21 protein-coding genes are annotated in these 18,467 nt (G+C 51.6%); 12 read left to right on the plus strand and 9 right to left on the minus strand.

Annotated elements, in window-relative coordinates; translation table 11 throughout:
• Positions 1-159 precede the first annotated feature (159 nt).
• The 3 genes from VE954_RS15940 (at position 160) to VE954_RS15950 (ending at position 2,266) form a co-directional block, all read left to right on the plus strand.
• Positions 160-723, plus strand: coding sequence for a sigma-70 family RNA polymerase sigma factor (locus tag VE954_RS15940; RefSeq protein WP_324954469.1), 564 nt, complete (start codon positions 160-162; stop codon positions 721-723).
• Positions 716-1,531, plus strand: a complete 816-nt coding sequence (locus VE954_RS15945; protein ID WP_324954471.1) for a class I SAM-dependent methyltransferase — start codon at positions 716-718, stop codon at positions 1,529-1,531. The genes VE954_RS15940 and VE954_RS15945 overlap by 8 nt, the downstream gene beginning before the upstream one ends.
• A 315-nt stretch (positions 1,532-1,846) precedes the next feature.
• Positions 1,847-2,266: a hypothetical protein gene (locus VE954_RS15950; protein WP_324954473.1), complete on the plus strand. Its 420-nt coding sequence runs from the start codon at positions 1,847-1,849 to the stop codon at positions 2,264-2,266.
• 47 nt (positions 2,267-2,313) lie between these two features.
• Here the strand turns inward: VE954_RS15950 and VE954_RS15955 are convergent, their stop codons facing one another.
• Positions 2,314-3,120, minus strand: coding sequence for an alpha/beta hydrolase (locus VE954_RS15955; protein WP_324954475.1), 807 nt, complete (start codon positions 3,118-3,120; stop codon positions 2,314-2,316).
• A gap of 29 nt (positions 3,121-3,149) precedes the next feature.
• Complete coding sequence (locus VE954_RS15960) at positions 3,150-3,569, minus strand: VOC family protein (RefSeq protein WP_324954477.1); 420 nt, start codon at positions 3,567-3,569, stop codon at positions 3,150-3,152.
• A gap of 136 nt (positions 3,570-3,705) precedes the next feature.
• On the opposite strand from VE954_RS15960, the gene VE954_RS15965 reads away from it, so the two are divergent.
• From VE954_RS15965 to VE954_RS16005, 9 genes are all read left to right on the plus strand, one after another.
• Positions 3,706-4,737: an aldo/keto reductase gene (locus tag VE954_RS15965; RefSeq protein ID WP_324954478.1), complete on the plus strand. Its 1,032-nt coding sequence runs from the start codon at positions 3,706-3,708 to the stop codon at positions 4,735-4,737.
• 260 nt (positions 4,738-4,997) lie between these two features.
• Entirely contained in the window at positions 4,998-5,840 is an 843-nt protein-coding gene (locus VE954_RS15970) for a hypothetical protein (RefSeq protein WP_324954480.1), read from the plus strand.
• A 109-nt stretch (positions 5,841-5,949) separates the two neighbouring features.
• On the plus strand, positions 5,950-7,065 hold the full coding sequence (locus VE954_RS15975) for a pyridoxal phosphate-dependent aminotransferase (RefSeq protein ID WP_324954482.1): 1,116 nt from the start codon (positions 5,950-5,952) through the stop codon (positions 7,063-7,065).
• Positions 7,062-8,717, plus strand: a complete 1,656-nt coding sequence (locus VE954_RS15980; protein ID WP_324954484.1) for a thiamine pyrophosphate-binding protein — start codon at positions 7,062-7,064, stop codon at positions 8,715-8,717. The genes VE954_RS15975 and VE954_RS15980 overlap by 4 nt, the downstream gene beginning before the upstream one ends.
• Complete coding sequence (locus tag VE954_RS15985) at positions 8,692-9,300, plus strand: hypothetical protein (RefSeq protein ID WP_324954486.1); 609 nt, start codon at positions 8,692-8,694, stop codon at positions 9,298-9,300. The genes VE954_RS15980 and VE954_RS15985 overlap by 26 nt, the downstream gene beginning before the upstream one ends.
• Positions 9,285-10,265, plus strand: a complete 981-nt coding sequence (locus VE954_RS15990; RefSeq protein WP_324954488.1) for a 3-oxoacyl-ACP synthase III family protein — start codon at positions 9,285-9,287, stop codon at positions 10,263-10,265. The genes VE954_RS15985 and VE954_RS15990 overlap by 16 nt, the downstream gene beginning before the upstream one ends.
• A gap of 274 nt (positions 10,266-10,539) precedes the next feature.
• The gene (locus VE954_RS15995; protein WP_324954490.1) at positions 10,540-11,706 is read left to right on the plus strand and encodes a tetratricopeptide repeat protein; all 1,167 of its coding nucleotides are present in this window, start codon (positions 10,540-10,542) and stop codon (positions 11,704-11,706) included.
• 186 nt (positions 11,707-11,892) lie between these two features.
• The gene (locus VE954_RS16000; RefSeq protein WP_324954492.1) at positions 11,893-12,159 is read left to right on the plus strand and encodes a hypothetical protein; all 267 of its coding nucleotides are present in this window, start codon (positions 11,893-11,895) and stop codon (positions 12,157-12,159) included.
• Between the two features lie 185 nt (positions 12,160-12,344).
• Positions 12,345-13,766 (plus strand): phosphoribosyltransferase, encoded by a 1,422-nt coding sequence (locus tag VE954_RS16005; RefSeq protein ID WP_324954494.1) that lies wholly within the window; start codon positions 12,345-12,347, stop codon positions 13,764-13,766.
• A 50-nt stretch (positions 13,767-13,816) separates the two neighbouring features.
• Here the strand turns inward: VE954_RS16005 and VE954_RS16010 are convergent, their stop codons facing one another.
• The 7 genes from VE954_RS16010 to VE954_RS16040 all read right to left on the minus strand — a co-directional run bounded on the left by VE954_RS16010 (position 13,817) and on the right by VE954_RS16040 (position 18,289).
• The gene (locus tag VE954_RS16010; protein ID WP_324954496.1) at positions 13,817-14,287 is read right to left on the minus strand and encodes a VOC family protein; all 471 of its coding nucleotides are present in this window, start codon (positions 14,285-14,287) and stop codon (positions 13,817-13,819) included.
• A 145-nt stretch (positions 14,288-14,432) separates the two neighbouring features.
• On the minus strand, positions 14,433-14,819 hold the full coding sequence (locus tag VE954_RS16015) for a nuclear transport factor 2 family protein (protein WP_324954499.1): 387 nt from the start codon (positions 14,817-14,819) through the stop codon (positions 14,433-14,435).
• Positions 14,820-14,930: 111 nt separating this feature from the next.
• A complete protein-coding gene (locus VE954_RS16020) occupies positions 14,931-15,335 on the minus strand; it encodes a VOC family protein (protein ID WP_324954501.1) in 405 nt (134 codons plus the stop codon).
• A 12-nt stretch (positions 15,336-15,347) separates the two neighbouring features.
• Positions 15,348-16,235, minus strand: coding sequence for a GyrI-like domain-containing protein (locus VE954_RS16025; protein WP_324954503.1), 888 nt, complete (start codon positions 16,233-16,235; stop codon positions 15,348-15,350).
• 41 nt (positions 16,236-16,276) lie between these two features.
• Entirely contained in the window at positions 16,277-16,627 is a 351-nt protein-coding gene (locus VE954_RS16030) for a YciI family protein (protein WP_324954505.1), read from the minus strand.
• On the minus strand, positions 16,624-16,983 hold the full coding sequence (locus VE954_RS16035; RefSeq protein ID WP_324954508.1) for a YciI family protein: 360 nt from the start codon (positions 16,981-16,983) through the stop codon (positions 16,624-16,626). Before VE954_RS16035 ends, VE954_RS16030 begins: the two co-directional genes overlap by 4 nt.
• Before the next feature lie 70 nt (positions 16,984-17,053).
• Complete coding sequence (locus VE954_RS16040; protein ID WP_324954510.1) at positions 17,054-18,289, minus strand: RNA polymerase sigma factor; 1,236 nt, start codon at positions 18,287-18,289, stop codon at positions 17,054-17,056.
• Positions 18,290-18,467: the final 178 nt, after the last annotated feature.

The following is an 18,467-nucleotide window of genomic DNA, read 5'->3' on the forward strand; positions in this document are numbered from 1 at the left end:
AAAACAAAGAATTGGATCATTTTCCTGAAACGAATTCAGTGATATCAGCGCATTGCATAGCGGCAATGTTCTTGCTTAGAGGGGCTCACGCCGGGGAGATTCGCGTTCCCAACTGACCCCTCACGGCGGACCAAAGCTACCGAGTATGCGAGGATTCCTATGTCAGCCATGACCCAACAGAATTTTTCTGGAGCAGATTTCAGTCTGATCTATCGGTCGCACGAGTTGATGGTTCGTAAGATAGTCACGCGCTTCAAGTTCTGCGATGCGGCCGCAGATGACCTGGTCCAGAATATTTTCATCAAGGCCTGGTCAAACCTGGGCCAACTGGATAATCACACCTGTCTGGCCGGATGGCTCAAAGTGATTGCCCGCAATCATTGCTTGAATGAGGTCAAAGCTCAAAAATTAGTGCTGCAGCGCCTGGCTCCAGTGGAAACGTTCCCCGAGATTGCCGACGAGCCCCTATGCGATGAGACGTTTGCACTCCCCCTGCTCGAGCTGGAACAGCACCTGGCGGCCCTGCATCATCTGATTGAGCATCACAAGAATCCTATCCGTCGTCAGATCGCCTGTCTTTTCTATTTGGAGAAACGCAGCATCAAGGAGATCGGTGAGGACATGCAGATGAACCAAAATACTATCCTGTCCCATTTGCGACGCTTTCGTTTGGTTGTCAGCTCGGCCATGCAACGCTGGATGCAGGAGCAGGCCCATGGGTGAAGCACAAGCACAATTTCTTATTCGAAGCCGAGCCTACGAAAATTTCATGCAGAATGAGTCCTGGCGTGGAGCTGAGACGCGATTTGGCTACTCACAGGATACACTGAAGTCCGAACTGTCCAGAATTCTGGGCTGGCTTCATTCGAAAAACATAGCCGTATCGCAGATTGCAGAGTATGGCTGCGGCACAGGCCTGCATCTCATTGATATCGCCAAATGCTTCCCCAAAGCACGGTGCTGGGGATTTGAACCCGCGGCGAATATGTTTGAATTTTCCGTCAAGAATGTGGTCGCTTCGCGCAGCCGCAATATTCAGGTCCTTAAGTTCGCCATCGAGGATATTCCGGAAGTTTTTGAAGGAACATTTGATTTATCTTTCTCCATCCTGGTGGCGGGTTTCGTTGACGATCTTGAGGACTACTTGAGAAGGCTATTTCAGCTCGCGGCTTCAAATAGCCTCGTCTATATGTTTGAAATGTGTGTTCCACCCGGTTTGAACCGCAAGGAATCGGCAGCCGTCCGTGATTACTTCGATGAGGTCATTGAAGCCAAAGCCCCGGTTGCATCCCTCGATCATATTTTGGAGATCAGCAAAAACTTGGGCTTTAAAATCTATCATAGAGCAGAAAATTCCGAGCGACTCGCGAGCGAAAAAGCGCGAAACATCCACCTCAAGAAGGATCCGCGTCGAGCGGATCAGGAAGCTGCGATCTGTTTGCGGCATGGGCTGGAACCGTTTTTCCTATCCAGTCTCCCGTTGGTTCAACAGCTGTGTTTCCTCAAGCCATCAAATCAGCTGACTGCCTGACGAGACCGTGCAATACTGCATGGGCTTGCATGAGTCGTGCTGATCCAATTTAAGAAGTCTTATCACACCAGAAAAAATTAATTTCTGCGTGTCGCCCCGTCTTCAGAAATGACCTTCCGCCTAGTGCTTTGAAACGACTTCCCATTTTACCAATCGAGTGACGCCAGCCGGTGCATGTGGTCCACACTGCCGGCTTCTGAAAACCTTTTGTGCGGCACTCCCACAAACCGATGATTGACGTTTTTTCGAACTAACTGCTAACACCCTACCTATCAAGCCTTCCAAGGCCGACACGATTCACATTAGGACAAAACCATGAAACACAAAGCCTTGACCCTCGCCATGATGATCGCTCCTGTTTTGACTGTCGCTTGCGGCGACGCAGGTTCGGATGATTCTTCCGTATCCTCCGATAAGAAAAAGTATGTGGTGCTGTGCGATGGCGCCGTATTCAACGATGCAGATCCATTTGGCAAGCGCGTAACGCTTTCAGCCACGGGCAAGAAAACCTATAAGGCCGGTGAGTTCGATGCAAACAAGGAAAAAGCTGAGCTGACCTCTGTTGCACTCGCCCTTCGCACACAATGCAACGGCGGCTATACCGTAGTGAACACTTCAGTTTGTGATGGGATCGATGTCGTGAATACGGATTTGGCGTTTCACACCCTGTTTCATTCCGTGAATGGCTACACTTATAAAGGCAGCTATTCCTGCAGTCTGAAAGAAAAGAACTGAGATAGGACAGCTGAGGCTTCAAGCCTCAGCATCTTCCCGATCTCCGCTTAATAAAGCATCCTGCCCAGGAAATCCAACATCACGACGTTAAATGTCTCGGGCCTCTGCAGAGGCGCGAAATGGCTAACGTCAGGCATCAGGATAAATTCCGCCCCAGGGATACTGCGCGCAAGATACTCGGCATGCTCGCGCTTGATAAACTCATCATGTTCACTCTGGACGATGGCCACCGAAACCTTGATATCGGCCAAATCCTTCGCAAAATAATTCGGTTGTGTCTTCATCATCTCGCCCACTGCTGCGGCGAAATCATGGAATTCGTCTGGGGTGACGGACAGCTGCGCATGGTCGTGAGCGTGCCGAATGAAACAGCGGTCCATAACAGGACTGGGTGCAATGTCCTTGGTGCCGCTCGGATCCATATTGCAACCAAAGAAGAAGACGCCGGCCACACGTTTCGGAATCTTCATGGCAAGGATCATGGCGATGCACGCGCCGTCGCTCCAACCCACGATCGACACTTTTTTTAACTGCAGTTCATCCATAACCGCGACAACATCCGAGGCCATGAGTTCATACTGGAACGGCCGGGCATCACGGGTGCTGCGGCCGTGGCCACGACTGTCTATCAGAACAACCTTATAGCCAGAAATGATAAGGGTCGGGACCTGATAGCCCCAATTTCCACTGTGCCCGAGCCCACCGTGCAGCATAATCACAGGATGACCGGACCCGTAGGTCGCGTACCAGATGCGGGCCCCTTCATGTTCCACGTAGCCTTGATCACTGGTGACCGGCAAGGGTGGAGCGCCTTGGGCCTCGAAAATTTCAAGCGTGTCGTCGCAGGATTGCATAAGGGCCGGGCTCCGCGGGCGTGACGTGTTTAGATCGTAGCATTGGGTATTAACGCATCATAACCCTTCTCGTTGAATTCGATCAAACAGAAACCATGACCAAAGGGATCGGACATCAGGACGAGTTTGCCATAAGGGGTCGTCTTGATCTCGGATTCCGATCGGGCTCCGGCCGTGAGGGCGCGCTGGTAAGCTGCCTGGATATCCTCGGTGACAACGTCCAGGTGGACCGGTGTCCAGTGTCTTACGTAGTCCCTCGTATGGCTTCCACCCGGAATGCTCGCAGTCCCAGGCTTTTTTTGCAGCAGATAGCAGGGGACACCAAAGCCCAGCAGCTCGACGAATTCCTGGTCGAAACGGCGACCGACACGCAGTCCAAAAACTTCACAATAGAAAGCCGTCGCCTGTTTGATATCACTTACGTCGATATTAATGAGCGCACCCGTCATGACATCAGTCCTCCATGATAGTTCTGGACCAGTATTGATGGATTCGTGCTGAATTCAAGCGCAAACGGCCTGGATTGAAAAGACCCTGGGATTGCTCTAGTCTGTCGGCTGGCATGTCTAGAAAAAGGACAGGATTATGGAATACAGAAGACTTGGACAATCAGGACTGCAGGTTCCAGTATTTAGTTTTGGCACTGCTACCTTTGGTGGATCGAACGATTTTTTTAAAGCCTGGGGCAGCACGGATTCTCAGGAAGCCAAACGTTTGGTTGATATATGCATGGACGCGGGTCTAAACTTTTTTGATACCGCAGATGTTTATTCGGGAGGCCTGGCGGAAAGCATACTCGGTCAGGCGATCGATGGGCGGCGCGATAAGATGCTCATTGCCACCAAATCCACCTTTCCTATGGGATCCGGACCCAATGATTTTGGTTCATCCCGGCAGCATATCATCAAGTCCTGTGAAGCCAGCTTGAAGCGACTCGGTACGGATTACATCGACCTCTATTATATGCATGGCTTCGATTCCTTTACTCCGGTGGAGGAAACCCTTAAAGCTCTCGATGATCTGGTGACCAGTGGCAAGGTTCGCTATATCGCCTGCTCCAATTTTTCCGGATGGCACCTTCTGAAATCACTGTCCGCCTCCGACCGCCGTGGATGGAGCCGGTATGTGGCTCATCAGGTTTACTACTCTCTGGTCGGCCGCGAGCTGGAATGGGAGCTTATCCCCGCAGGTCTCGATCAAGGTGTCGGCACGGTGGTCTGGAGTCCTTTGGCTGGTGGCGCCTTAAGTGGAAAAATCCGGCGTAATAAACCGGCGCCCAAGGACAGCCGTCTCGGGCAGATTACCTTTGTCAGCTACGAGGATGAGCTTCTTTATCGTGTCGTGGATGTGCTGGATGAAATCGCCCAGGAACGGGATAAAAGTATTCCGCAGGTAGCACTCAACTGGATTCTGCGACGTCCCACGGTGGCAAATATTGTCGTGGGAGCGCGCAATGAGGAGCAGCTCAAACAGAATCTCGGGGCTTTGGGTTGGGCGCTTTCGGCCGATGAAGTGGCTCGCCTCGATGCCGCCAGCGCCACCCGAGTACCCTACCCTTACTGGCATCAAAGGGAACGTCCCGAGCTCGTCCCAACTCTTCCATCCATTACCCAATAATCGAAAGGTATAGGTCAAAATAAAAAGAGAGACTGAGCGCACAGGAGAGGCTCTGTCTCTCTTCACCGCCTAAGGTGAGTGATAGAGGCATCATTGACCTATCATGATGGACCTAAAGGCTGACAGGACTTCGCAAACGACATTCTCGTCATTCACGCCCACCGGAACGACCCATTTTTTTCAGCGATTGTTGTCAATATATGAGTTAAAAATCGTCTCAAAGGTGTATCCAGATGTCTGACTCTGGCAGGATGGGAACGATGATGGCACGAAAGAATCGCGAGGCTCCAGCTCACCCAATCGTACGCACGGCACTCCTGATTGCAGGTCTGACGTCGCAGCGGGTCCGTGCCCGGGATGTGCTCTTTTCCATCGATTTGGTGAAGAATATTTTCGAAGCCTCCATTCACTGCCCGGAGTTTGAATTTCAAAGCGTACAGATCCTGCGCCTCTTTAAAAAATATGATGAGCACGGCTGGGGTCGCATGACCTCGGAAGGTTCTGCCGTCATTCTCCATTTGAATGGTGAGGGGCTCTTTCAAATTCTGCATTCACTTGTTCAAGTGGATCACATTATGCCGCTCAATGAATCAATATTCCTGCAATGGTTTCTGGACTCTTATCAGACGTATATTAGGGCGCGTATCAAGCCCGAGCTTTCACCTGACAAGCAGGCTCAACTCGAAATCTATCTGAAGCCGCACGCTCTGTTTGATGCTCAGCTGAAGCGCCTGGATATGGGCATGATCGATATGCAGCGGCGCATCGATGATTCACGCCGTTTGATCCTGTTCGTCGATAAAGCCCGAAGTCAGGGTTTGCGGCCCGAGGAAATCGTGCAAACTCTACCCTCAGAATTCAGCTATCGCATGACCCACCAAAAGCGCTTTCGGACCTGGCTTCAGGAATTGCCGGACGACATTTTGCCTTTCGAAATGGAACAGGGCATAGCCTATCGACAGAAGCATCTGTACCAACGTCTGCTTAATTCCATGCAGATGACGCGTGGGTTTTATGAAGATTGCAAGCGTGAGACGAAACCATCTTTCAACGCATCCTCTCTACATCAAATGCAGCATGCCAGCCCGATGATTCAAGACTGATTCACAAAACCGCAAAATCCCGCCTACTTACATTGTAAGTTCAATGCATTTGACACAAATCAATATCAAACCTAAGAGTCGAATAGATTATCGAACCACGAGGCAACACATGACAGCCAATCTCGTGAATGCGGCTCCCTTTTCACTCTCGTCCCAAGCTGATTCTCGCTCCGATGGCCTGGTCTGTGACCTGAGTCTGGGTGAGCCCCGGCGCCAAAATTTTCCTGCGGAAATCTGCAAGTCCCTGTTGGACCTGGCGGCCATCAATCACTACTACCCAGCTTATGGTCTTCCTGCATTACGGCAGAACATACAAAATCGTTTCTATCCCCAGCTGAATCCCGCAGACTACATGGTCTTCATGACCCATGGAGCGATCCATGGCATTGATCTTTTGCTGCGCTCAGCTCTGAAACCAGGTGAAGAAATCCTGCTGCCCGATCCCGGCTTTCCTCCATATCAAAGACTTGCTGAATTGATTGGAGTGAAGAGCCGCACCTATAATTTGGTGCATACCGAACATGGATTTGCGTTTGATATCGAATCCATAGCGCAAGCCTTGACCCCTGATACGCGGGTGCTGGTGATCAATTCACCGCATAATCCTACGGGCGCCATGCTGCGTCCGGAGCAAATTCAACAACTGGGAATTCTGCTTAAAGATTTTCCGGACCTTCTGCTGATCAGTGATGAAGTCTACAGTGAAATCGTTTACACCGAGCCGCATCAGACGTTGGCTGGGATCACGCCGCGCACGTATGTGGTGAATAGTTTTTCCAAGACCTTTAGTCTTCAAGGTTTTCGCATCGGCTGGATCTGTGCCCCGCGGGGCCATGCAACTCATCTGATGTCTTACTTGCAAAATAGTGTGGGCTGCGTTTCGTCCCTGGGCCAGGAAATCGTGTTGGAACTTTTGGGTTCATCCGATTGGTTGCCGTGCAGCTATCACAAAGCCAGGTCCATTGCCTGCGAAATTCTCACGGCCGCTGGGCTGTCCTTTGTCGCTCCTGAAGGCGCCTTTTTTCTGCTCATCCGGGTGCCTGATGATGAGATCGCCACCCGTCGGCTGGCAGAGGATGGCATCAAGGTCGTCCCAGGACGCGCGTTTGGGACCAAAGCACAGGGCTGGATTCGCGTGTGCTTTGCCCAGAAGGATGATGTTGTCCGCCGCGATTTCAGGCGTCTGGCTCACAGCTTGAAGCAGATGAAGTGGGATGGGATATGAACCTGGCTTATGCCCTTGCGGAAGCTTTGGATACCGCAGGTTTTCGCCAGGCCTTTGGGGTCAGTGGCGCCAATATTGAAGCTCTTTTTTATGCCCTTGGCCAAAGGCCACAAGTCCAGGTGCTTTTGGCCAAACATGAAGCCAATGCCGTAACCATGGCCGAAGGCTCCTTTCGCGTGACAGGTGAACCGGGTCTGGTTCTCACCACCTCGGGTGGCGGCGCCTTTCACACTCTGGCTCCTTTAGCCGAAGCTCTGGCTTCACAGGTTCCCATTCTGGTAATCGCGGGGCAGATTGCCAGTGATCAGGAGCAAAAGGGTGGTTTTCAGGATTCATCAGGTGGCCTGAACCGTATCGATGCTGAGTGCATTTTTTCACCCGTATCGGTCGCGACCATTAAATTAAAAAGAGCGTCGGAGATTGCCGATGCGATGCACAGCCTCCTCTATGCGGCCGTTCAGAAGCGTGGACCTGCCGTCCTGCTGGTCCCTCGTGAACTCTGGGATCAGGCCGTATCCTGTTTTCCTATTGTGAAGCCGGACTGCTCGTTTCCCAGGCCTGATGCAAACCTTCTCTCAGCCGCCCGCAAGGAGGTGGAAGAGGCCACTCAAATCCTGGTGATTGCGGGCAAAGATATTATGTTTCATGGCTGGCAGGATGATTTAAAAGCATTTGTGCAACACAATCGGGCCTGGGTTGCCGTGACCCCCGATGCCAAAGGTTTATGGGATCATTCGGCCCCGGAATTTGTGGGACTGGCCGGTATTATGGGTCACGCCAGCGTCGAGCAAGCCCTGCTGGCCTGTGATCTGGTTTTGATCATTGGGACGAGTTTGCCTCTTATGAGTCGTCCCTCCATGGATGTCCTGCAGCAGAAAAAGATTATCTTTCTGCACAGTCGATCCAAGCCAACTTTTGATGGGAACGGCATGCGAGTCATCCTCGGTGACGTTCCTTTGATCCTGAGGGACATAACCAGACCTTGGGCTCTGACATTTCAAACGCCTCCAGCCCGCCCGCAGGCCCTGGAAATTCCCTTTCAGACCGGACCTCACACCGTTCCCATGGCACGCGCCATCCATCATCTTGCCGAGGCCTTTCCTCCAGAGACCGATATTTTTGTGGACGCGGGCAATACAGGAGCAGCCGCCATCCATCTTTACCCTCAGTATGGCCGCTCTCGCTTTAGCGTGGCCCTGGGAATGGGAGGCATGGGTCACAGCTTTGGTTGCGCTATCGGGGCCACGGCTGTCACGAAAAAAAGAAGCCTGGTGATTGCCGGGGATGGTTCTTTCTATATGTATGGGCTTGAGATTCACACGGCCTGGGAACATCAGCTGCCTGTGGTTTTTGTCCTCTTTAACAACAACGGACACGCGATGTGTCATATCCGCGAAGCCCTTTATTTAGGGACCCCTGGGGGAGCCAATCTCTTTCAGCCGGCTCGGCTGGGAGCCGGAATGCGGGCCATGCTTCCAGGACTGCCTGCTTTCGATGTCTATAATGAAACCGAACTTCATGCTGCACTTCAGCAAATCAAAAATATTGAGGGGCCGGCTGTGATATCCATCCAGACCGATCCTGAAGAACCGCCCCCCTTTAAGCCCTTTTTAACAAGGAGACCTTATGCTTTCCCAAATACCCAATCTTAAACGTATTGAAGTGACGCCCAAGGATGAGATGAGCGGCCTGCTTTCGCACATGACTCATGCCGTTTATCCTCATGATGAACTCTATGGCGATTTTATTCCGGTCCATACTTATGTGAACTGTCCTCCGGAAAAAGTTTTTGCTTACATGTCTGATCCCTATTCCCTGGAAGAATGGAGCTACAGCGTCCGGGATTTTAAACCTTCCCATCTGCCAGGTGTCCTGGTCGGGGAAGACCGCATTGGCAAACATACAAAAATCTACTGCCGCACCCACAGTGACCCCAACGCCTTGATCGTGGATTATCACTGCGCCTGGGATCAAGGTGATGATCTCTGGATGATTTATTTGAATCGCATTGTGCCCGCGGAGCGCGTTCTGAATAAACCGGGTTCGGTTATTTTTTGGCAAAACTGCCGACATCCTTATTATGACAAGAATCCTTATCCGGAAACGGCACCTGATGGACGCCCGGTTTGGGTCGGTGATTTTTGGGACCTCTTTTATGCCGGTCACGCTGTGGAACTTGAAAACTTGAAACGTATTCTGGAGTATCGGGAGCAAAACGCATGTCACTCACACTGAAATCGCTGGCCACAGCTTTCCCCGAGCGCATCGTCGACAACACATATTTTGGCGAGGATGTGCAGAGCACGCATAATCCCATGTTTATGGGAACCCAATACCGGCGTCATCTGGAGCGGGATCAAACCGGGGCCGATTTGATCGCGAATGCCGTGAAGAAAATTCTGCCGCAGATGCCAGACAATAAGGTTGATATCCTCCTCACCAATGTCGCCGTTCCTGATGAATTTTTTACTGGCTGTGGAGCTGTGGTTTGCAAGAAAACGGGACTGCGAGCCACGCATATTTATGATCTGCATAACACCGGGTGTGTGGCCTTTCTGTTTATGCTGCAGCTGGCTGAATCACTGATGAAAGCCCATGATCTGAACTCGGCTCTGCTCTGTACGGCTCAGACCGCAGGCGGTCGGATCTTTGCCCAGGCTTCCACGCGCAAGAAAGCTCAAGCTGCCATTCCCGGTGATGGCTGTGCCGTGGTTTATGTGACCAGGCAGGATCAGGCTCAAATCGTGGCGTCCGTCCTGGAAAATTTTTCTGATTATGCCGAGGATATGTTTGGCAGCTATGACGACGGCCGTAAATACTGGGAGCCCGGTCTCACCTCGGGCTATATTGATTTCACGGAAGCGAAGGTTGCCAAAATCATCAGCCGAGGCAACAAGCTGGTGCCGCAGATGGCTCGACGTGTTTGCGAGAAAGCTGGCGTGTCTGTCCGTGACATCACATGGTTGATCACCAATCAACCGAATCTGCATTTTCTTAGGAATTGGCGTGAGGCTCTGCAGCTTCGCGAAGAGCAGCATCTGCATACATTCCAGAGTTATGCAAATCTGTTTGGGGCCGGAATACCCATTACTCTGGCCGAGCATGCCGCGGCGGGAACGTTCCAACCCGGGGACCTGATCTGCCTCGCAGGATTTTCTCATGCGGGCGATTATGCAGGCGCCACGCTTTTGCGCTGGTAAGAACTTCCGAAGCTCAAGGTCTGGCCGTGTACGGACCTTGAGCTTTGACCTCGCCATACGAAGGATTTGCAAATCTTACCCTCGGGCAGAATGTTCGTATCCTCCTGATTCGCCAGTTCTCCCACATCCCTCCTGCGTTTTCCAGAAAAAAGAATTCCATGAAAAAACCATGTTGAGACTGCTGGATTAAAAGTCCACGGCAAGTGGTCGATGATACCCAAGCAGGTTGATTGAGCCGATCATGATGCTTTCAAGCAGGGCGGGAAATATGTCGATGAATAAGAGTTCGCGCATCGCAATCGTTGCCAAGGATAAGGCGGAAGGTGATACCTTTGCCGGAATTCTCCGTTCCATTGGTTTCCACAATCTTCAGGTCTTTGAGGGCGCCAAGGCCGCTTATGAGGTCTGTATCCGCGAACAATTTCCCTTTTTCGTGATTCACAATGAGCTGCCCGATATGACCGGACTGACCCTGATTCAGAAGCTAAGGGCGACCGGAAATTATGGAGCCGAAGCCCACCTCCTGCTGATCGATGAACTCTCCGATCTGATTTTGCCCATCCTGCAGGAATTCAATATCAAGTTCGTATTACCCAAGCCATTTCATGCCGAGAAGATTCAGAAGAAATTCAACAGTCTTTTCATCGAGGAATCAAACCTGACTCCCTTTGAAAAAGACTATCGTGCAGCCCTCTCCGCTCTCGCTTCAGGCATGGCGGATATGGCTCGCGAAATGGCTATCCAGGCGCTGAAAACCCATGGCCATCACGAAAAGCTTCTGCTGCTGCTGGGTGAAATCGAATTGACCAGTGGCAAACCTGAAAAGGCCCGACCTTTCTTTGTGGCGGCACTGAAGCACAATCCCTTATCAGCAGCGGCCGCGCATAAAATTGCCAAGACTTATCTGCTTGAGAAGGATTTTGCGAAAGCCGCCGAAATGCTGAATCAGCAGATGAAACTCAATCCTCTGAATATCGAGCTTCTCTTGAATGCGGGTCTTTCGAACTACGAAGTTGGGAACTTTGAAGTTGCCAACAAGGCCATGAGCAGCCTGCATGGACTGGATTCGCAGAATAAGCAGGCGGGCGAAGTCATGGCCAGTATTGCCATCAAGGAAGGACGGATTGCCGAAGCGTGCGACGTCCTGCAGGATTCTCACGGACAGTCGGAACTTGTGCAGTTCTTGAATAATGAAGGAGTTAAGCTTTCCCAAAACCATGATGTGCCTGGCGCCATCAAAATGTACACCAAGTGTCTGGAGTCGGTCCGTAACAATCCTTATATTTATGCCATCTACTACAACCTGGGATTGGCCTATAGCAAGATTCATCAGCATGAGCTGGCCGTGGATTGCTATCGGCAGGCGCTTAGGGTCAAGCCCGATTTCGAGCGGGCCGCCCAGGCGCTGGCGCGTTGGGACAAGACAGCAAAGTCAGCATAATCCCCCGCCCTATCATTCATGACATAACTACAAGATAGGGCGTCCTCAATTTTTCGGGTTTCCCCTTACTGTAGGCATCCAAGTCCACCTTTTTAGCCGGAATATTTCGAATTTTTAAGATGGAGCAATCCTTGCAAAATTAGGCTTGGCTCCTGCTCACGCAGTACGTCATAAAGGAGATAGAAGATGCCAGCTGGAGATAAATCCAAATATACAAAGAAGCAGATACGGCAGGCGGAACATATTGAAGAGACCTATGAAGCACGAGGCTACTCCGAGGAGGAGGCTGAGCGCCGGGCTTGGGCGACCGTGAACAAGATCCATGGTGGCGGAGAGAGGCACGGGGGTTCGCGTTACGCTCGCCTGGATAACGACGCCGCTCCACAACGCGGTGGTGAACGCCATGGTGAAGCTTCTGCGTCTCAGAACAGGGATGAGGACGAGCCAGAGTAAGAGTCGAAAGGCACACTCTTGCCTGCTGCCCCAAAACGAATTTTTCTCACGTCAGAGCCTGTTTAAATTGTTGACCTGTATGCGGATTCTGTATCGAAAACCATTCGAACTGTCATATCCGCGAGACAATACCCAGAGACAGGCACTCGGAGAGTTTATGCGACACCACTTCAACGAGAATGATTATGAAGCAGCTTAAAAACAGGTCAGAAGCCGGAAAATTATTAGCCGCTAAACTCCAGCAATACGCTGACAATCCAAACGTTCTAGTCCTGGCCCTGCCCCGAGGCGGTGTGCCAGTGGCTTTTGAAATAGCTCTATCCCTGCAAGCACCACTCGACGTGTTTCTTGTTCGCAAGCTCGGTGTTCCTGGCCATGAAGAGCTTGCCATGGGCGCGATTTCGAGCAGCGGTGATCGGGTACTCAACCAGGAAATCATTGATGTCCTGCAGTTGACGGAGCCTGTGATCGATCGTGTGACCCACCGCGAACGGCAGGAAATGAATCGCCGTGAAGCCGTTTATCGGCAAAACAAGCCACCGTTGAAGATCAAAGGGAAGACTGTGCTCCTGGTGGACGATGGCCTGGCAACGGGCTCAACCATGACCGCTGCCATCCGAGCCATCCAGCAGCAGAAACCTGAAAAAATTGTGCTTGCCGTACCGGTGGCACCCCCTTCCACCTTCGAAAGCATGCAGAAGCTTGGGGACGACATGGTGTGTTTGCTCACTCCTGAGCCCTTTTACGGTGTTGGGCTCTGGTATCAGGATTTTTCCCAAACGCAGGATGACGAGGTCATCAGGCTTTTATCTCAAGCCGAAGGCTGGAGGAAAGAGCCATTGGACAAGAAATCGACCTTTCCGGCGGATCAGGAACCCCCAGGATTTCATCATGTCTCGATTCCTGCTGGATCGGTTGAGCTGGAAGGCAAGCTTTTGCATCACGAAGAACACACCAAGGGTATCGTTATGCTCATCCACGGCTGCGGAAATCCACGCCAGGGGCCGGAACATGACCTGATAGCCCATAAGCTTTACGAAGCCGGCTTTAGCACCCTACGGTTTGATTTACTCACCGAGGACGAGGAAACCTCGGAAATAAAAAGCCGGCACTTGCGCTTCGACGTTCCGCTCTTAACCCGACGCCTCACTGAAGTAACGGATTGGGTCATGCATGAGCTGGCGACCGAAGATCAGCCCTTGGGGTTTTTCAGCTCCAGCACAGGAACGGCCGCTGCCCTAAAAACCGCTGCAGCGTTCGGTCATCACATTAAAGCGATTGTTTCCCTGAGCGGGCGACCCGAGCTCGCCGGTGAAGCACTGGCCAAGGTTACGTCGCCGACCCTCCTACTCATAGGCGGGCAGGATATTTCGATTCTGGATTTGAATGTTTGCGCTCGGGCCCGTATGCGTCCCGGACTGGTCCGGATTGATGTCGTGCCACAGGCCAGTCACCTCTTTGAAGAAGAGGGCGCTTTGGAGCGGGCTGTCGATCATACCATCGCCTGGTTTGATCAACATCTTGTCGAACATGAGCTGGCGGACAATTCCCGCTATCCGCAAACAGGATCCCGAGGTCGGTCGAGTGAATATGGATTGTTTGGTTGAAACCAAAGGACCCCGTTGATCTCTCCTGGAAATCAACGGGGCTTCTTTCATTAGCCGTGATAGGCCTTTTCCAAATCCTTGATAATAATCTTGTCCATTTTCAGCATGGCTTGCATAACCCGGCCGGCTTTCACAGGATCCTTGTCACCCATATACTTGCCAAGAGCTGAAGGAATAATTTGCCACGAAAGGCCATATTTATCCTTCAGCCATCCACACCGCTGTTGGGTGCCTCCGGCCAGAAGTTTATTCCAAAGGTCATCCAATTCCTCTTGAGTTTCCACATTCACAAAGAGGGAAACGGCTTCCGAGAACTTGTACATGGGACCGCCGTTGAGCGCCATAAACCGCTGGCCTTCAAGCTGGAAGCTCGCCGTTAAAAGTGTTCCCACGGGAAAAGGAGATCCTTCACCGTAACGTGAGGTTTCGAGAATTCTTGAATTCTTGAATATCGATGTGTAAAATTTGATGGCTTCTTCGGCATTGTTGTCAAACCAAAGAAAAGGGGTAATTTTTTGCATCGAATGGCCTCCCAATGGTGTTTGTCACTTTATTCTTTCCTACCCTAGTCGAATGGGGACCCTTTCACTCGACAGGTTTACCTAAAAATTTTTACTCAATTATTTCAGTGAGTTCAGCCCATTGCTTGAATGTGCGTTTGCTTCTTCAGTTGAAGTAATCTCGTAAGGAAACGATTTTACCGTCGCGTACGCGCAGAACCTGAACATAGGAGCGGCGATACTTCTCTCCGGTGTGACTCACTTCCCCGTGCAGATCAAATTCCACCACAATAACCTCAGGGTCAGCGGTCTCATGAATGACCAAATCATCGTAGTTGAGGGCCTGATGCCCTGCATCCTGGGCATTTTTCGTATGTTCCATCACCCAATCACGGATGGCATCACGACCTTCCAGCTTGGCTTTGGTCCCGGGCCTGGCCAGGGGGAATTCCCACACGCCATCTTCAGCAAAAAGTTCAGCATGCTGGTCCACATCAAAGTTCAGCACAAGCTTATGTTGGATTTCCCAGATTTCTTTTGGAGTTTTGGACATGATCGGTTTCTCCTGCAAAAGGCTACTTCGGCCTATCATAGGAAAAGCGATGCACGAACGCAAGATAAGAGCCCGCCCCTTGAGCGGACCCCTGATTGTAAGGGGAAAGGATTATTTTTGAACAAACTCGGGGTCCATATACACCAACTCCCAAACATGTCCATCCAGATCCAAAAATCCATCCTGGATCATAAAACCGTGATCCTTGGGTTCAGCATAGCGTCGTGCTCCGGCATCGACCGCACGTTTCATTTTTTGCGCCAGATCCGCTTTGCTTTCACAGGATAGGCACAGCAGGACCTCATTATTTTTGCTCGTATCACAGATCGGATTCGGCGAGAATTCCTTGAATTTTGCATGCGTCAGGAGCATCGCATAGATGTCTTCGCTGAACACGAGACAAGCTGCCGTTTCATCGGTGAACTGCTGGTTGAAGCTATAACCCAAGGCCTTCCAGAACGTGATCGATTTGTTCAAATCTTTAACCGGAATGTTCACAAAAATTTTCGTCGCCATAATGTTGACTCCTTATGCTTTGATGGGAACCCAGACTTCAATTCCACCCATGCCTGTCTCAGGGTTGAAAGCTTCGCTATATTTTTCAAACGATGGAGCGTGAATCGCTTCCAGGCCGGAATTGGGCAGCCACTTGGTATAAATGGCATCGAAGGTATCACAGAGTTTCGACACATGTTTCGTATGTGTGAAGACGGCATAACGCTGCGCGACAAGGCGCAGATGGGTAAAACCAGAAGGCAGTCGCGCGGTATCTTTGGCTTCCACGCCGGCCATGTAATCAAACGATCCGTCTGCATCGTAACCGTAGCATACCCCGTAGGTTTTCTTACCGATCTGGCCTGGAATTTCGCCCAGGAAAGGCATAAACTTCTGCCAGAGTTGAGGAATTTTTTCGCGGGTTTCTCCCGTATAATTACGACTCAAGCCGGCAATGATCATCTCCCGTCCTGTTTCAAATCGGGGTCCATCCAGCCGATAGCGTTCGGTTTCCTCGATCATACGCTGCTCCTGAGCGCGAAATTCACCGGTAGGATCGACTGCAGCAAAATCCTCGGGACCATATATCCGGCGAATTTCGATCTCGGAATCTCCCGGCATGGGGTTCGGGCATCGCTTCACCCATTCAATGGCCTCCTCCAGGGACTTGACCTGCCAGACCCAGAATCCAGCCACCAGTTCTTTGGTTTCAGCAAAAGGCCCGTTCACCACCGTGCGATTTTTGCCGGAGAAGCGGACCCGGGCGCCCTGGGAACTGGGATAGAGCCCATCACCACTTAACATGATGCCTGCCTTGACCAGAGCCTCATTGAAGTTGCCCATGTCGCGCATCAGTTCTTCACTGGGCGTGATACCGGCTTCGGAGTCCTGAGTGGCTTTCACTATCACCATAAATTTCATATGACGTTCCTCCTTATATGGATAAGATTTGTGCCTTCATTTCAGGGCATGCCGTCCAACTGATAGACAGGCCGAATTTCAACTGTTCCGCGCTTGCTTCCCGGAATACGGCTGGCGATTTCAATAGCTGCGTCGAGATCCGCCACATCCACGATATAGTAGCCACCGAGTTGTTCGTTGGTCTCAGCAAATGGACCATCCGTGATCAAACGCTTGCCTTGACGCAGCTGCACACTGGTTGCTGTCGTGACGGAATGCAAAGGCGAGGCGGCCAAATACTGACCTTTGGCGGCGAGGTCGTGACAGAGCTGTCGCGATTCCGCCATGCAAGCGGCCATTTCAGTTTCCGTCCAGGCATCTTCTCTGGAATAGATCAGCAGCATGTACTTCATGGGATGACTCCTGTGTCTTCAGCTGGATGTATTTTAAACCAACCGGCCCGCACACCGGGATGGTCAGAAACTAAAATGATGGCATGATTGAGGTCGCGTGCTTCCAAAAACATCAGTCCGCCCAGCAGTTCGTGGGTCCGGGTGTGCAGATCATCTTCCACCACCAGCTGCCCACACGATCGGTGTAAACCCACAGGATCCCCTGCGGCCTGCACGGCTTCGGTGGCAAAAAAATGCCCTGATTCCCGAAGTTTATTATCGTAACTCAGACACTCCTGCAGGAAAGTCCGCCTTTGACCTTCGGAAAAAGAGTTCCAGGTATTCCGGTCCAAATATTTCAAGCAGATGAACTTCATCGTTTTCCCCCGTTCCGCACCCTCTAGACGTTCGGGGTTTGGGGAAATCGACAGCGGGTGAAAAAAATTTTTAGCCTAATTCTTTCAGCCGCTTATCCAGAAAGCGTCGTTCGGGTTCCTGTTTGGCCAGGGAAAGTGCAACCTCGTAAGATTTACGGGCCTCATCGTTGCGTCCCATGCGTCGGCAAAAATCGGCACGCGCCGCATGGATAAGATGATAGTTCACGAGTTCGCCCCGTGCGATAAGGTCATCCACTACGACGATTCCCGCCATAGGTCCATCTCGCATGGCAAGAGCTACGGCGCGGTTCAATTCCACAACGGGTGACGCTGTGGCCTGCATCAAAACATCATAAAGGGCCACAATCTGTGACCAATCGGTGGCCGCGGCCGTGGGGGCCTGAGCATGAACAGCGGAAATTGCTGCCTGCAGCGTATAGCTGCCAAATGCGTGCGAGGCAAGCGCCTGCTCGACCAGACGCATACCCTCTTGAATCAAGGGCTGTTGCCATTGGTCACGGTTCTGATCCTCCAGCAGAATCAAATCACCATCTGCCGAAGTTCGGGCTTCACGCCGGGATTCATGCAACAGCATCAGGGCTAAAAGTCCCATGACTTCAGGATCTGGCAAAAGTTCCAGCACCAGACGCCCCAAACGAATGGCCTCATTCGAAAGATCTGAACGGGTCAGGGATTGTCCGGACGAAGCAGAATATCCTTCATTGAAGACGAGATAAATCACCGACAGGACAGAATCCAAACGTTCCACCAGGTCAGCCCGGGCTGGAACCTGATAAGGAATTTTAGCGTCACGAATTTTCGCTTTACCCCGCACGATGCGTTGAGCAATGGTGGCGTTGGTTGATAAAAAGGCTGAAGCAATCTCTTCCGTGGTCAAGCCACAGATCTCACGAAGCGTCAAAGCCACCTGGGTATTGGGCGCTAGCGCCGGGTGACAGCAGGTAAAGACGAGCCGCAGCTGGTCATCTTTAAAGGTTTGCTCATCCCATTCCACAGGCATAGTCACATCGTTTTCCAAGCCCGCCAACAGTTCCGGTACGGCCTTTTGAAAGCGGGTGCGTCGCCGTATCGCATCAATGGCCTTGAATTTGCCTGCCGAAATCAGCCAGGCACTGGGATTGGCCGGGATTCCGTCGCGTGACCACTGCTCCAAAGCCGCAGCGAACGCATCCTGCAGAACTTCTTCAGCAAAATCGAAATCGCCCAGAATGCGCACCAAACTCGCAAACACACGTCGTCCGTCGCTGCGATAAATCTTTTCAATGGATTTCCGTATGCTTGCCACGTTTCCTGGTTCCACTAGGCTGGCCCCCTGTCACTGAACTCGTCTTATTCCGCAGGGAACAGCATAATGGACTTGCTGCGATGTTTCCATCCCAATGCTGGGCTGAAGGCTGGCCTGCTCCGGCCCGTCATCGGTTGGGGCAGATTTCTGATGAAAATTGGTCACTCGTGATTCGGCA

Origin of the sequence: Oligoflexus sp., assembly GCF_035638955.1 — a bacterium.
Taxonomy (GTDB): domain Bacteria; phylum Bdellovibrionota_B; class Oligoflexia; order Oligoflexales; family Oligoflexaceae; genus Oligoflexus.